Raw genomic sequence first — 15,270 nt, forward strand, 5'->3', positions numbered from 1 at the left:
GATGATTTGTTAATCGAATCATCATCCGGACAGCCATCTTCAACAGAATAAAAAATGAGTAAATTATTAATTGATTATCAATATTTTGGAACAGTTAATTACTATAAAATTTTGTTTCAGTTTTCAAATATTGAATTTGAAGAATATGAAAGCTATCAAAAAGGGAGTTTTCGCAACAGAACACCCATTCCAGGTGCCAATGGGGTAATCAATTTATCGGTACCTCTCCAGAAAGGGCGAGACCAGAAAGCCCTGTTCAGGGATATCAAAATTGATTACCGTGAGAAATGGATGGTTCAGCAGATGCGAGCCCTGGACGCCTGTTATAACCGGGCACCTTTCTATGAATTTTACCGGGACGGCATCCGCGACTTACTGGGTCAGGAGGAAACCTATCTGATGGCACTGGATAAGAAATTGGTTGCATGGGTATTGAAAATGTTAAAGCATAAACCGGTCGTTTCTGCTACGGAACTTTATAGCCGTCCCGTAGACGGAGGAATAATAGATGCCCGGAATACCGTTTTACCCGGTAAGGAACCGGATCAGGAGTTGGATTTGTCCGTTCCCGAATACGATCAGGTTTTTAAAGACAGAATTGGATTCAAGCCCAATATGAGCATACTGGATTTACTTTTTTGTAATGGACCTTCCTCTGCTGGTCTATTGAAAAGCAGCAATAGCCGATTTTAATAGCTCTTGGTTTTAAAAATTGCCTTTATTGGAGTATTATTGTTACTCAATTGCTGAAAGGAGAAAGCCCCCCCGAACTGATGAAGAAATTTTGTTTTCTATTCTTATTGTTATCATTTGTTTTTAATGGCATTATTGCACAGGATTTTTCGAACAGAGGAAAGGATTTTTGGTTGGCTTATCCGGCCCATATTGACAATACCAATTCCAGGATGGCGCTATACATTTCATCTACTGAAAATACCAATGGAGTGGTTGAATTGGATGGAAGGACGATTCCATTTTCTGTTACAGCTAATCAGGCCACTACGGTTCAGATTTCTCCCGCTTTTTACCAGGTGTACAATGCGCAGGCAGATGGAACCAATGTGGGAAAAGGAATACACGTGACTTCAGAAAAGCCAATTGTGCTTTATTCCCATATTCTGAATGCTGCCCGATCGGGGTCAACTTTGGTTTTTCCCACCAATGTGTTGGGAAAGGAATATGTTTCTTTAAACTATACACAAGTACCCAATCAAGGAAGGAGCCAGATTACAGTAGTTGCAACTGAGGACAATACAACGGTTGAGTTGAATTTAAAAGCCAACAGTTCCGGAGCTCCCATTCGAGCTGCAGGACAGGCTTACACAGTGCCGCTGAATAAAGGGGATGTGTACCAGGTACAATCTATATCTGATTTAACCGGCTCAACCATAAGAAGTATTTCCACTACTGGTTCTACCTGTAAAGCCATTGCCGTATTTACCGGATCTTCCTGGACGGGATTTTGTTCTCCGTCTATAACCAGCGGTAACGGGGGAGACAATTTATTTCAACAGGTTTTTCCCTCTAATGCCTGGGGCAGAAATTATATTACGGCTCCCTTTGCCAGAAAGCAGGGTGATTTATACAGGATAATTGTAAAAGACCCAACTACTGTTGTTACAGTAAATGGTGCTCAGTTGAATCCTAATACAATAAAGCAAAACAGTTATTACGATTTAACCAGTTCTCAGGCTAATATTATAACATCAGACAAACCAATACTGGTAGTTCAATACATGACTTCCATGAGCTGTGATGGAGGCAATATTGGGGATCCTGAAATTATTACCATTAATCCGCTGGAGCAAACCATCAATAACGTGAGTGTTATTTCTGCAAGAAGAGATTTAACACCACCTGCAACCAATATTACCGTTCATTATTTGAATGTAATCATGAAGACTGCCAATACGGGAAGTCTTAAAATTGACGGAGCAGCACCATCGGCCAATTGGATTCCAATCCCTAATTCTGATTACTCTTATTTAAGGGAAGATGTGACCAACAGTACGCAAACCAATCCTAGTCATAATATTAAAGCGGACAGTGGATTCATAGCTATTGCTTATGGAATGGGTAATGTAGAGAGTTATGGATACAATGCGGGAACCAATATAGTGGACCTTAATCCACCCGTTACTATTCAGAATCAGTTTCCTCGTCTGGCTACAGTCAATTATTCTGCAACCTGTGTGGGAACCAGCTTTTCTATCAAACTTGCCCTGAGTTATCAACCCACAAAAATTGTTCTGGATTTTACCAATTCCAATCAACTAACCGGGCCGCCAACACTAACCTACAATCCAACTAATTACGATTCCTCCTATACATCCAACGGTAAAACCTATTACGTTTATAAAATACCACAATCCTATACATTTACTGCTGCTGGCACTTATCCGGTTAAATTCACCACTACTTCCTTGTCTCCGCAATCGGATGGTTGCAGCAATACCAACGAACAGGAAATCACAGATAATATTGTTGTAGGTGAAGCACCTGTGGCAAAGTTTACCATTGCTTCTGTTGATTCAGGTTGCGTTGCTGCTCCTGTACAATTAACCGATCAATCAACTGGTTCAGGAAGGTCGATTGTTGCCTGGAACTGGGACTTTGGCGACGGAACCACATCAACAGATAAGAGTCCGCTCAAGACATTTGCTACTGCCGGAAATTATTCAGTGAAGCTTTCTGCTATTTCCGATTTTGGTTGTGTTGCTTTTGAAACGCTTGCTGTTAATTTATCTAATAAACCGCAGGCTAAGTTTACGGTTCCAACTGTGACCTGTGAGAACAGCAATATTGTTTTTACAGACGCTTCCACTCTTACGGCTGGTGCTGCCAATAATACCATAGCCCAATGGAAATGGAACCTGGACAATGGGGCAGGAGTGGTTACGCAAAATACCAATACCGCCCAATCACATACCTATACTACCTGGGGTACAAAAAATGTATACTTAAATGTTGTCAGCAATACCGGATGTGTAAGTGATACCTTTAGATTGCCAGGCGGGTTCAGTGCGAATCCATTGCCCGTTGTGGGTTTTGTTTTGCCGGAAGTTTGTCTGAATGATGCAACGGCAACCTTTACGGATACCTCCAAAATTGCAGATGGTTCTGAAGCTGGCTTTAGTTATGTATGGAAATTTGATGATGGGGTTTCTACAGTTCCGGCAGATAAACGTCCTGTTCCTTTGAGTACAACTACCACTTTAAAAACGGTATCGCCCAGTTATAAATGGTTCGGAAATTATACGGTTAGCCTGCAAGTCACATCCAGTAAGGGTTGTGTGTCAACAGACAGCAAGGCTTTTACGGTAAACGGTAGTACGCCAGTTCCTAAGTTTGAAGTGGCCAATCTGCTAAATAGTATTCCTCTGTGTACCAATGATACCATCAGAATCATCAATCAGAGTACTGTTGATTTTGGCGACGTAACAAAGCTGGAAGTCTATTGGGATTTCGCAGGTGCGCCAGCATCCGTTGTTACAGATCAGACGCCTGCGATGAACAAACTATACGCAATCCGCTATGGCATCCCTACCACATCTGCAACTCCTGCTACCAAGAATTATTCGGTAATGATTAAAGCTTATTCAGGGCAATCAGAATCCTGTTCCAGAACCCTCACTAAAATTGTTCCCGTAACCTATGCCCCTGCAGTCAGCTTCGCAGACATAAGAGATATCTGTTACGATGCAACACCAAGGCTCATTACACAGGGATCTTATATATCTGCCATCAGTGCAACAGAAACCTATTCGGGAAAAGGAATCAGCGCTGCAGGACTATTGAATCCTATAACAACTGGGGTAGGCAATGACACTTTAAAATACCTGGTACAAAACAATGCTGGTTGTAAAGATTCCGCATATCAGCCTATTACTGTTTGGCCTTCGCCTGTTGCCAAATGGGGCATTGCTGATCCCGCCTGCGAAGAAAACAATTTGCTATTCACTGATAGCTCTGTTGCCAATTTCAGCAATATTGCTACCTGGAACTGGAATTTCGGGGATGGACAAAACAGTGCAAGAAATAGTAATGCTCCGTTCCCACATGTTTTTGCAACAGCTCAATCCTATACTGCATCACTGCAGGTAGTAACCGATAGTGGTTGTGTAAGTACGGTTAACCAACAAATCATTCGCGTGAATCACTTGCCCAAACCTGCTTTCAGCCTGCCTGAAATTTGTTTGCCGGACGGGAGGGGTAAATTCCTGAATCAAAGTACCATTGCAGATGGTTCTGAAGCATTATTTAGTTATGCCTGGAATTTTGGTGATCCCAATGACCCCAGTTCATCCACGCTTAAAGAACCTACCCACCGATACACAACAACAGGCAATAAAGATGTAAAATTGACCATTACCTCAAAAGATGGTTGCGTGGATTCTTTAACGCAAACCCTTACTACCATTTACCCCTGGCCCAAAGCCAATCTGATTGCTTCCCGAACTGAAGTCTGTCTTGGCGATAATATTCAATTTACCGATCAGGGAAATGGTATCACCAGTGCACCAGTAAGATGGGAATGGAATCTCGGTGGTTCTGATCGATCCACGTTACAAAACCCATCAAAACTATTTACCGATTCTGGTAGTTTTAACGTGAGTTATTATTTCTATAATTCGCAGGGATGTGTTAGCGATACCGTGAGTCAGGTTATTACGGTGCATCCTTATCCGGTGCTGGAACTAGGTCCGAATCTGGTAGTGCTGGAAGGAGGAACCAAGGCATTGAAACCAGAGTGGGTGTATGGAACCAACCTGAATTATCAATGGACCCCGGCTACGTACTTAAATAGTACAACGGATTCAATACCCAAAACAACTCCTTTAGGCGATATTACCTATCGATTGAATCTTACAGGCATTGGTGGTTGTACGGTAACAGATACGGTATTTGTAAAATTGCTACTTGCACCTGTGATTCCCAATGCATTTTCACCCAATGGAGACGGGATAAATGATCGATGGAGAATTCAGTACCTGGAAAGTTATCCAGGGGCAACGGTAGATGTATACGACAGATATGGAGGGCTTGTATTCAGCAGTATTGAGTATGCGGTGGATTGGGATGGAACCCGGAACGGTAAGCCATTGCCAGTTGGAACCTATTATTATGTGATTAACCCAAAGAACGGTAGAAAAATCATTACCGGATCTGTAACAATTATAAGATAACATGAGGCATAAGGGATTTCTTTTTTTGGTGGGATTAGGACTAATGCTTTTGGCAAATGCTCAGCAACGCCCTTATTATACCCAGTATATCATGAACAATTTCATGATCAATCCTGCGGTAGCCGGTATTGAAAATTATTGGGATGTTAAAGCAAGTCATAGAATGCAGTGGGTAGGGTTGCAGGATGCACCCGTAACCACTTATCTTTCCATGCATGGGCCATTAAAAAAAGATCCTTATCAGAGTGCTTCTGCAACAGGCTTCAGAGCTAAAGGGATGAATCCAAGGGGAGAAGCCTATTGGAGAGATTATCAGGCAGCGCCTTCCCATCATGGAGTGGGATTTACTATACTGAATGATAAAACCGGCCCATTGAATCGATTTGCTGCCTATGGTACCTACAGTTATCATATTGGATTATCGCCGACCATGAATTTATCGGCAGGTATTTCAGCAGGTATAACCAATATGAGTCTGGATGCTTCCAAATTGAATTTCGGTAATACAACCGTTGATCCGGCAGTTGCTTCCAGTGGTTTAATCAATCGCATCAAACCTGATATTAGTGCCGGGCTTTGGTTGTACTCTAAGGATTATTTTATTGGTTTGGCCGCACAACAAATCATCCCGCAGAATATTGCCTTCTCCGACAATACGGTTTCCTTAACAAAAGGAAAGTTGGTGCCCCATCTTTTTTTAAGTGCGGGTTACAGGATTCCTTTATCTGAAGATTTGACCTTACTTCCCTCTGCATTAATCAGATATATCAGTCCCTTGCCACTGGGTTTTGACATCAATGCCAAATTGCAATATCAGGACTTATTATGGGCAGGTACTTCTTACCGTTACAAAGATGGTTTTGCAGCCATGGTGGGAATCAATATTAGCAATACCCTGAATATTGGGTATTCCTATGATATACAAACTTCGCGTTTGAATACCATTAGCAAAGGAACCCATGAAATACTGTTCGGATTTTTATTGGGCAATCGTTACGGAGACTGGTGTCCTACCAAACTTTGGTAAGGTGCATATAGTTCGGAGGCGGCTTCTATTAAATCTTTCTGAGCATCCAGATATCACAACCATTGTGACCTGAATTTCCCATGGGGCCTTCTAAATAATGGAAGCCGAATTGTTCGTACACTTTAACTGCTTTATTCAGCTCCGGCATGGTTTCTAAATATACTTCGGTATAGCCTGCTTTTTTAGCTTCGGCTAAAACATAGTCAATCATTTTTCTTCCAAGCCCCATTCCTCGTACAGAAGCATTCAAATACATTTTAACCAGCTCACAAGTGGTTTCAGGCAAACCTTCCGTAGGAAAATATCCTGCACCACCTACAATCACGCCATCTCTTTCTGCAATGAAATAGCCGCTTTTGGGAGTAGAGGCAAATAGTTCAAACAGATGATCGGTGGTGTCATCATAAAATACGGTCCCTGGTTTATTGGCGCCGAATTCAGTTAAAGCAGTGCGTATAATATGCGCAATAGCTGTATTGTCCGTTAGTTGTATAGGTCTGATGATAACCGCATCCATATTATGCCTCCGACTGTTTTCTGAAATTCTTGAAACTATTGATTAAGCCGTTTGTAGACGAATCATGGCTGCTAACAGGCGTTTCATCAGTTAGCTCCGGTAAAATTTTATTGGCCAGTTCCTTACCCAGTTCAACACCCCATTGATCGTAACTGAAAATATTCCAGATAACTCCCTGAACAAATATTTTATGCTCGTATAAAGCAATCAGTAAACCAAGGGTCGCAGGATCTATTTGCTTTACCAAAATAGAGTTGGTGGGTTTATTTCCCGAAAACACTTTGAAAGGACTTAGCTTTTTTATTTCATCGTCTTTCTTTTCGGCTTTCATTAATTCTACTTTTACTTCATTCTCAGACTTGCCATTCATTAAGGCTTCGGTCTGTGCAAAGAAGTTCGATAACAGTTTTACATGGTGATCGCCAATTGGATTGTGTGATATTGCCGGTGCTATGAAATCGCAGGGTATCAGTGGCGTTCCCTGATGAATTAATTGATAAAACGCATGTTGACCATTGGTGCCTGGTTCGCCCCAGATAATCGGACCTGTAGCATAGTTTACCGGGTTCCCATTTCGGTCGGTGCTCTTTCCATTGCTCTCCATATTGCCCTGCTGAAAATAGGCTGCAAATCGGTGCATGTACTGGTCGTAAGGCAAAATGGCTTCGCTCTGTGCACCAAAGAAATTGGTGTACCAGATGCCCAGCAATGCCATGATTACGGGAATATTCTGCTGAAATTTTTCATTTCTGAAATGTTCATCGGCTTTATGCGCCCCTTTTAGTAAGGCTTCAAAATGGTTGTAACCAATGGTTAATGCAATGGATAAGCCAATGGCACTCCACAGGGAGTACCTGCCACCAACCCAATCCCAGAATTCAAACATATTGTTCTTATCAATTCCAAAGGCGGTAACCGCTTTTTCATTGGTACTTAAAGCCGCAAAATGCTTGGCAATATGGGCTTCGTCCTTTGCGTGTTCAAGGAACCAGTTTCTTGCCGTAAAGGCATTGGTCATGGTTTCCTGAGTTGTGAAAGTTTTAGAGGCAATCAGGAATAGGGTTTCCTCAGGGTTTACTTTTTTTAACGTCTCAGCAATATGGGTGCCATCCACGTTGCTCACAAAATAGGAGTGGATGCCTTTAACCCAATAAGGTTTTAGCGCTTCAGTAACCATCACGGGTCCCAGGTCGCTGCCGCCAATCCCAATGTTTACAATGTATTTGATGGCTTTGCCGGTATATCCTCTCCAGGATTGGCTGTGTACCTGCTCGCAAAAGGCAGCCATTTGTTGCTGTACCTTTTTTATTTTAGGCATGATGTCTTTTCCATCCACCAGAATTGGGGTGTCTGAAAAATTGCGCAATGCAGTATGTAATACCGATCTGTTCTCGGTTTCATTGATTTTTATGCCTGCAAACTGATCTCGGATGGCTTCACTCAGCTGACATTCATCAGCCAGCTGAAACAGCAGCTGCATGGTTTTGGGATTGATAATATTCTTGGAAAAATCAAACACCAACTGGTCTAAACAAAGAGAAAAATGTTGAAATCTTTCCGGATCTGCAGCAAAAAGATCCTTCATATGCTTTCTGCTCATCTCATCATCGTAATGCTTCTTTAATAAAAACCAGGCTTGTGTACTCGTAGGATTAATTCTTGGTAGCATATTCTAAATATCTGCAGTTCAATTTTGAGGCATTAAAGTTATTTAAAGGGATTCAATCTCCCTAATCGTTTGCTTTACCATACTTTCAGAAATGTCTAAATGGGTAACAATTCTCACCTGGGTAGGGCTCATGGCGATGGCCAGAATGCCTTTTAAAGCCAATGCTTCCACCAATGATTTGGGGGTAAATCTACCCTTGACTTCAAATAAAACAATATTGGTTTCCACGGGTGGGATTGTGCCCACAAAATCCTTCTTTTGTAAAGCTTCCACTATCAGTGCTGCATGGTGATGGTCTTGTTCCAGCCGATCCACCTGATTTTTCAGCGCATACAAAGCACCTGCAGCCAGATAGCCTGCCTGTCGCATTCCCCCTCCCAGGGCTTTTCTGATCCGGCGTGCTCTTTTTATAAAATCCTTATTACCCAATAATACACTTCCTACTGGTGCACCCAAACCTTTGCTAAGGCAAACAGAAACAGAATCGAAAACCCGACCATACTGTTCGGGCTTTTCTTTTTTGGCAACAATGGCATTAAAAACGCGGGCGCCGTCTAAATGAAGACTTAAATTATTATTTAAACAAACTTCTTTAATTAATTGAATATCATCGAAATTATAGCAGGTTCCGCCACCTCGGTTGGCCGTATTTTCTAGACTTACCAAACGGCTCAAAGGTCGATGTACGTCTTCCTTATTGTTAACGGCTGCTGCTACCTGATCGGCTGTAATCCTTCCAAAATTGCCAGAAATCAATTGTACGGACGCACCCGAATTGGAGGCAATTCCACCCCCTTCATACAGATAAACATGGGAGAGGGCTTCACAAATAACTTCGTCTCCCGGTTGGGTATGGCATTTAATGGCAATCTGATTGGTCATGGTGCCACTTGGACAGAACAAGCCTGCTTCCATATTAAACATTTCAGCGCTTAAACGCTCCAATTCATTGATAGTTGGGTCTTCTCCAAACACATCGTCTCCCACAACGGCTTCCTGCATGGCTTTCAACATACCCGCTGTAGGCCTGGTTACCGTGTCCGATCTGAAATCAATCATAAGTCCAGCTTTTTTACAAATAAGCTTGATTTTGATGGAATTACCAAGTTTTTTTGCGGGTTTAAGCATGAAATTCATTGTAAAATTGTACCTTTGTATTTATCGTAATTTTTGGAGAATTATACCGTTTTTAATTTTTATTATAACAAATCCGGTATTCTACTCGTTATACAATAAAGCAACAGTACAACATGAGGCAACTCAAGATCGCAACCCAGATTACCAACAGAGATTCGCAGGCAGTAGAAAAGTATTTACAAGAGATTTCCAAAATCCCAATGATCAACCCCGAAGAGGAAACTACTTTGGCGCAGAAGATTAAAATGGGTGATCAGAGAGCGTTGGATAAATTGGTGCAAGCCAACTTACGTTTCGTTGTATCCGTTGCCAAGCAATATCAGCATCAGGGTTTGTCTTTGAGTGATTTGATCAATGAAGGAAATCTTGGTCTAATTAAAGCTGCGCAAAGATTTGATGAAACCAAGGGTTTCAAATTCATTTCTTATGCGGTATGGTGGATTCGTCAGTCTATTCTTCAGGCTTTGGCTGAACAAGGACGTCTGGTTCGTTTGCCTCAGAACAAAATTGGTACGTATAACAAAGCCAATAAAGCTTATATGGCTTTTGAACAGGAGCACGAGCGTGAACCTTCAACTGAAGAACTTGCCGAGATTCTTGAAATGAGCGAAACTGAAATTAATAATATTTTCCAAAGCAATACCCGTCACACTTCACTGGATGCACCCGTTCACGAAGCAGAAGATGTAGCAATGGGAGACTTGTTGGAAGGTTCTGATGATACAGACGAAGACGTAATGAAAGATTCATTAAGAGAAGAAATTCGTCGTGTATTGAAATCATTAAGCCCAAGAGAAGCAGAAATTGTAAACGCTTATTTTGGATTGGATGGAGAAAATGGGGTCACTATTGAGCAAATCGGAATGAAGTACGATTTAACAAAAGAAAGAATCAGACAAATTAAGGAACGTGCTATCAAGCGCTTGCAAAAAGCCAGATATAGCAACGCCTTAAAAGCATATTTGGGTTAATAATACCGCTTCAGGCAGTATGGATAGCCTGAAGCTATTTTTTGAGAAAGCGCTCCAAATCCGGGGCGCTTTTTTTATCTATTTTCGTATCCATTAATCTATTTTAGTACTTGATTGTTATAAGTGCATGAAAAGAGTTCATCTGTTTTTCTGGTGTGTGCTGGCACTAATTTCCTGTGAAAAAGACATTCAGATTACGCCTTCCGACAATCAGCCAAAGCTGGTGGTAGATGCTGAAATAGAAAATGGTCGCCCACCACTCGTGGTCTTATCTACATCGCTTAATTATTTTTCGACCATAGATACAGCAACCCTATTTGCCTCTTATATACAGGATGCTTTAGTTCAATTGAGCAATGGTTCCCGCACCGTTATTCTGGAAAGAAATGAAGTTAAAACACAGGGTGGGGCTAGGCTTGTTTTTTATACCAGCTCACTCAACAATATGATGCTGGGAGAAACGGGTAAAACCTATCAGTTAACCATAAGGCACAATGGTCAGGAATACCAGTCTACCACCACCATACCCAATATTACCAAAACCATCGACAGTTTATGGTCCGACAAAGTTCCCAACCGTCCTGCCAACGATAGTTTCAGAGTATTAAAAGGCAGCATTTTTGATCCCCCTGGTCTGGGAAACTATATCCGATACTTTACACGGGTAAACAGTCAGCCTTTTTTTCCTGGGTTTAACAGCGTTTTTGATGATGATATTATCGATGGCAAAAAGTACAATATTACCATTGACAGAGGGGTTAACAGGAATCTGCCTTTTGAGAGAGAAAATTACGGGTTCTTTAAACTGGGCGATACCATTACCGTTAAACTTACCAATATAGATAAAGCCAGCTTTGAATTCTGGAGAACCTGGGAATTTGCTTTCCAATCTATTGGCAATCCTTTTTCTTCACCTGGTGTAGTAAAGGGGAATATCAGCAACGGAGCATTGGGTGCTTTTTGTGGATATGGTTCACAATACAAAACTTACATTTGCAAAGATTAAAAAACGAATATGGAACAATCAACTATAGAAAAAGTATCGGTTTTAATTATAGGATCAGGACCTGCGGGCTATACAGCAGCCATTTACGCGGCAAGGGCCAATATGAAACCTGTTTTATATCAGGGAATTCAACCAGGTGGACAGTTGACAATCACAACAGAAGTAGAAAATTATCCAGGTTATCCGGAAGGTATACAGGGGCCTGAAATGATGGTTCATTTTGAAAAACAAGCCAGCAGAATGGGCGCAGATATTCGCTATGGTCTTGCTACCAAGGTAGACTTCAGTGGAACCCCTCATAAAGTTTGGATTGATGATGAAAAAGAAATTCATGCAGATGCGGTTATCATTTGTACCGGTGCTTCTGCCAAGTGGCTGGGTTTGCCGAGTGAAGAGCGTTTAAACGGATACGGTGTAAGCGCTTGTGCAGTATGCGACGGTTTCTTTTTTAAAGGGAAAGAAGTGGCGATTGTAGGAGCAGGAGATACAGCAGCCGAAGAAGCACTTTACTTAAGCAAACTTTGTACAAAAGTGCATATGATTGTGAGAAGGGATCAGATGCGCGCCAGCAAGATTATGCAAGACCGCGTATTGGCTACACCCAATATTCAGGTGTATTGGAATTCAGAAACAGATGAAATATTGGGTGAAAAGAAAGTAGAAGCGGTAAGAATAAAAAACAATAAGGAGAATACCACACAGGAAATTCCAGTAAGCGCATTCTTTGTTGCCATTGGTCACCAACCCAATAGTGATATTTTCAAAACTTATATTGATATGGATGAAACCGGATACATAACCACTGTGCCTGGTACATCCAAAACCAATGTTCCGGGTGTATTTGCGGCCGGAGATGTACAGGACAAAAATTATCGTCAGGCTGTAACGGCTGCCGGTAGCGGATGTATGGCAGCTCTTGATGCAGAAAGATATTTAACTTCAATAGGACATTAATACATGCCGAAAGCAAGTGTTCTCTTAAAAGACCTGCAGTTTTTTGCCTTTCATGGACTTTATGAAGAGGAAAAAGTATTGGGGAACGATTTTCTGGTTAACCTGGAAATTGGATATAGGCCCAAACAATTTCCTGTTCAACATATTGAAGACACCATTGATTATGCAGCAGTTTATCAATTGGTAAAAAGAAGAATGAATATACCCACACCATTGTTGGAAACACTGGTGTCGGAAATAGCAAGGGAAATTCTGGCACAGTTTTCTCTATCTGATTCTGTAACAATTACCATTGAAAAAATGCGTCCACCTGTTCCTCAGTTTATAGGAAGTTTGGGCGTGTCTTTAACCTTGAACAGAGAAGAGATATGAAAGCAAAGTTTATATTGTTGATGGGGCTTTTTTGGGGGATTACAGCCGAAGCAATTGCACAGGACCTTACCCTGTTAGCGAAAGAGGCTGAAAACTTTGAACGTCAGTTGAAAGAACCCGAAGCACTGGCTAAGTACAAGCAGATGCTTATTCAGGAACCTTCCAATATTAAATACCTGGTAAAGGCAACGGAACTGGAAATTGCCATTGGCAGCAGAGAAAAAGATGCCAATAACAAAAGGCTGTATTATGAATCGGCGCTGTCTTATGCAGAAAGAGCATTGAATACGGATGCTAATAGTGCAGATGCTCATTATGCCATGGCATCAGCTTCCGGTAAAATGACTGACCTGGATATTGAAAACAAAAAAATTGTGGCTTACGTAAAAGCAGTGAAAGACCATGCAGACAAAGCCATTAGTATTCAGCCCAATCACGCCCGAGCCAATTATACTTTAGGGAAATGGCATTATGAAATGGTTACTTTATCGGGTATCAAGAAAGCTGCTGTTAAATTGTTTTATGGAGGCTTACCCAATGGTGATCTGGATAAAGCCATTTTGCATATGGAGAAATGCCGTACACTGGAGCCTTATTTTGTAACCAATCAGTTAGATTTAGCCAAAGCATACAAGGAAAACCGTCAGCCAGCCAAAGCAATTGAAATATTGGAGCGGCTGGTTAAAATGCCCAATCGTAGTTTCAATGATATGGCATTAAAAGCAGAAGGCGCCAAGTTATTAGCATCATTACAATAAAACCATATGGACTTACAATCAATTTTTACAGAAGCTGTAGCCAACAGCAAAACCCTGGCCGAAAAACCCGATAATGAAACCTTATTGAAGCTATACTCTTTATATAAGCAGGCTACAGAAGGTGATAACAATGAAGAAGGGCCAGCTAATATGTTTGATTTCGTGGCTAAGTTTAAACACGAAGCCTGGGCTAAGTTGAAAGGCTTATCCAAGGAAGCAGCCATGCAACAGTACATTGATCTGGTAAATCATTTGAAAGGATAGTATTCAAAAATTACAGATGATCTATGTTGTTAGATCTTAATTTTTTTCCATCGTTTACTTGAAATATACCAGAACGAGGGAATAAACATAACAGACCAATACAACCATTCGCTTGCCCATCCCCATGTGATGGGCAGGTTCATTTTTTCAAGAACAATATATACGTACACGAGATAGAAGATAATGGTAGCCATCTCGGTAAATAAATTCATTTTTGAATTTCCGGTACCCGTAACCGCATTTACATAAATAGTTGCGGCAGACATGATGATCATGGCAACAGATACAATCCTAAGTACAGGAATACCAGCTTCAATAAAATCATCTCCCTGTCCGTAAATACTGAGAAAAGCAGTAGGGAAGAGATTCAGGAAAATAAAAATAATGGTTGCAAATCCCATGCTCCATTTCAATATCCGGTATATCAAAGGAATTACTTCCTCTTTTCGTCCCTGACCAATTACATTGCTTACCATGGTATTGGTCGTAGCTGCAAATGCCCAGGTAAAGCATCCGAAGAATCCAAACAGATTACGCATGGTATTGGAAACAGCCAGGTCTCTGGCACCATGGTGTTCAATCAGAATATAAAAATATTCCCAGCTCATAATACTGATCACATGCTGCAATATCAGTGGATAAGACTGGTTCAGGATTAATTTTATATAGGTAAACTGAAAGGGAACTTTTTTAAATAGATTGATTTTTTTGCTCATTCCGTTAAAGCGGATCACTAGAAATACGGCCAATAATCCGGCTGCTTCAGCAATGATGGAAGCATAGGCTGCACCATTGAATCCCAAAGCAGGCATTCCCAATTTTCCATAGATAAGGCCATAATCAAAAACAATATTCACAATGGCTTCAGCTGCAGTACCCAATACCAGTAACTTACTTTGATTAATACCCACCAGTAAAGCATTCCGCATCTGATAAATATAAAGAAGTGGTAAACCCCAGATTCGGATAGATAAAAACTGAATGGCCATATTTACACCTTCTTCATCATGTAATGACCATTTCAAAACCATGGGTGCTACAAACCAGGTGGTTAGAATTCCAAATAGTGCAAAGAACATCGCAATTCTAACCCCATGCCAAAATAAAGCCCCGATTTCATCAATTCTGTTTTCGCCAGCTCTTCTTGAAATTAATGCCTGTAGTCCGCTATTCAGACCATTGCCAATAACCGCAAACATCAGATAATAAACACCGGTAATGCCTGCAATACCCAGTTCTTTCTGACCCAATCCACCCAGAAAAATATTATTGGTAATAAAATTGATCTGAGGAACAACAATGGATGCAGAGATTGGAAGCGCAATCTTTAAAATGGCTTTGTTTCCTGTATTTACCTGAAGATTTAAACTAGAATGATTGCTCATGGAAGTTGGCAAAGTTAGTAAATT

Annotated in this window: 13 protein-coding genes; 9 read left to right on the plus strand and 4 right to left on the minus strand. The window is 41.1% G+C overall.

Annotation, left to right across the window (positions count from 1 at the left end):
• Positions 1–54 precede the first annotated feature (54 nt).
• The 3 genes from F777_RS16295 (at position 55) to F777_RS0109135 (ending at position 6,213) form a co-directional block, all read left to right on the plus strand.
• Complete coding sequence (locus F777_RS16295; RefSeq protein WP_051408532.1) at positions 55–693, plus strand: WbqC family protein; 639 nt, start codon at positions 55–57, stop codon at positions 691–693.
• 80 nt (positions 694–773) lie between these two features.
• The gene (locus F777_RS0109130; protein WP_152530897.1) at positions 774–5,186 is read left to right on the plus strand and encodes a PKD domain-containing protein; all 4,413 of its coding nucleotides are present in this window, start codon (positions 774–776) and stop codon (positions 5,184–5,186) included.
• Position 5,187: 1 nt separating this feature from the next.
• Positions 5,188–6,213 (plus strand): PorP/SprF family type IX secretion system membrane protein, encoded by a 1,026-nt coding sequence (locus tag F777_RS0109135; RefSeq protein ID WP_026751774.1) that lies wholly within the window; start codon positions 5,188–5,190, stop codon positions 6,211–6,213.
• Positions 6,214–6,241: 28 nt separating this feature from the next.
• Here the strand turns inward: F777_RS0109135 and F777_RS0109140 are convergent, their stop codons facing one another.
• From F777_RS0109140 to F777_RS0109150, 3 genes are read right to left on the minus strand one after another with little or no spacing between them, the layout of a single operon-like run.
• Positions 6,242–6,730 carry a GNAT family N-acetyltransferase gene (locus F777_RS0109140; RefSeq protein ID WP_026751775.1) on the minus strand — a complete coding sequence of 163 codons (489 nt, stop codon included), beginning with the start codon at positions 6,728–6,730 and terminating at the stop codon, positions 6,242–6,244.
• Between the two features lies 1 nt (position 6,731).
• The gene (pgi, locus tag F777_RS0109145; protein ID WP_026751776.1) at positions 6,732–8,399 is read right to left on the minus strand and encodes a glucose-6-phosphate isomerase; all 1,668 of its coding nucleotides are present in this window, start codon (positions 8,397–8,399) and stop codon (positions 6,732–6,734) included.
• 42 nt (positions 8,400–8,441) lie between these two features.
• Positions 8,442–9,458 carry a threonine aldolase family protein gene (locus F777_RS0109150; protein ID WP_026751777.1) on the minus strand — a complete coding sequence of 339 codons (1,017 nt, stop codon included), beginning with the start codon at positions 9,456–9,458 and terminating at the stop codon, positions 8,442–8,444.
• A gap of 191 nt (positions 9,459–9,649) precedes the next feature.
• Between F777_RS0109150 and F777_RS0109155 the strand changes: the two genes are divergently transcribed.
• From F777_RS0109155 to F777_RS0109180, 6 genes are all read left to right on the plus strand, one after another.
• Complete coding sequence (locus tag F777_RS0109155) at positions 9,650–10,507, plus strand: sigma-70 family RNA polymerase sigma factor (RefSeq protein WP_026751778.1); 858 nt, start codon at positions 9,650–9,652, stop codon at positions 10,505–10,507.
• Between the two features lie 127 nt (positions 10,508–10,634).
• Positions 10,635–11,513: a DUF4249 domain-containing protein gene (locus F777_RS0109160; protein ID WP_051408533.1), complete on the plus strand. Its 879-nt coding sequence runs from the start codon at positions 10,635–10,637 to the stop codon at positions 11,511–11,513.
• A 9-nt stretch (positions 11,514–11,522) separates the two neighbouring features.
• Positions 11,523–12,467 (plus strand): thioredoxin-disulfide reductase, encoded by a 945-nt coding sequence (gene trxB / locus F777_RS0109165; RefSeq protein ID WP_026751780.1) that lies wholly within the window; start codon positions 11,523–11,525, stop codon positions 12,465–12,467.
• Between the two features lie 3 nt (positions 12,468–12,470).
• Complete coding sequence (folB, locus tag F777_RS0109170) at positions 12,471–12,839, plus strand: dihydroneopterin aldolase (protein ID WP_026751781.1); 369 nt, start codon at positions 12,471–12,473, stop codon at positions 12,837–12,839.
• On the plus strand, positions 12,836–13,597 hold the full coding sequence (locus F777_RS0109175; protein ID WP_026751782.1) for a tetratricopeptide repeat protein: 762 nt from the start codon (positions 12,836–12,838) through the stop codon (positions 13,595–13,597). Before folB ends, F777_RS0109175 begins: the two co-directional genes overlap by 4 nt.
• Positions 13,598–13,603: 6 nt before the next feature.
• A complete protein-coding gene (locus F777_RS0109180; protein WP_026751783.1) occupies positions 13,604–13,861 on the plus strand; it encodes an acyl-CoA-binding protein in 258 nt (85 codons plus the stop codon).
• A 29-nt stretch (positions 13,862–13,890) separates the two neighbouring features.
• Here F777_RS0109180 and F777_RS0109185 read toward each other — a convergent pair whose 3' ends face one another.
• Positions 13,891–15,246, minus strand: coding sequence for an MATE family efflux transporter (locus F777_RS0109185; RefSeq protein WP_026751784.1), 1,356 nt, complete (start codon positions 15,244–15,246; stop codon positions 13,891–13,893).
• Between the last annotated feature and the right edge of the window lie 24 nt (positions 15,247–15,270).

The organism is Sediminibacterium sp. C3 (assembly GCF_000508085.1).
Lineage (GTDB): Bacteria > Bacteroidota > Bacteroidia > Chitinophagales > Chitinophagaceae > Sediminibacterium.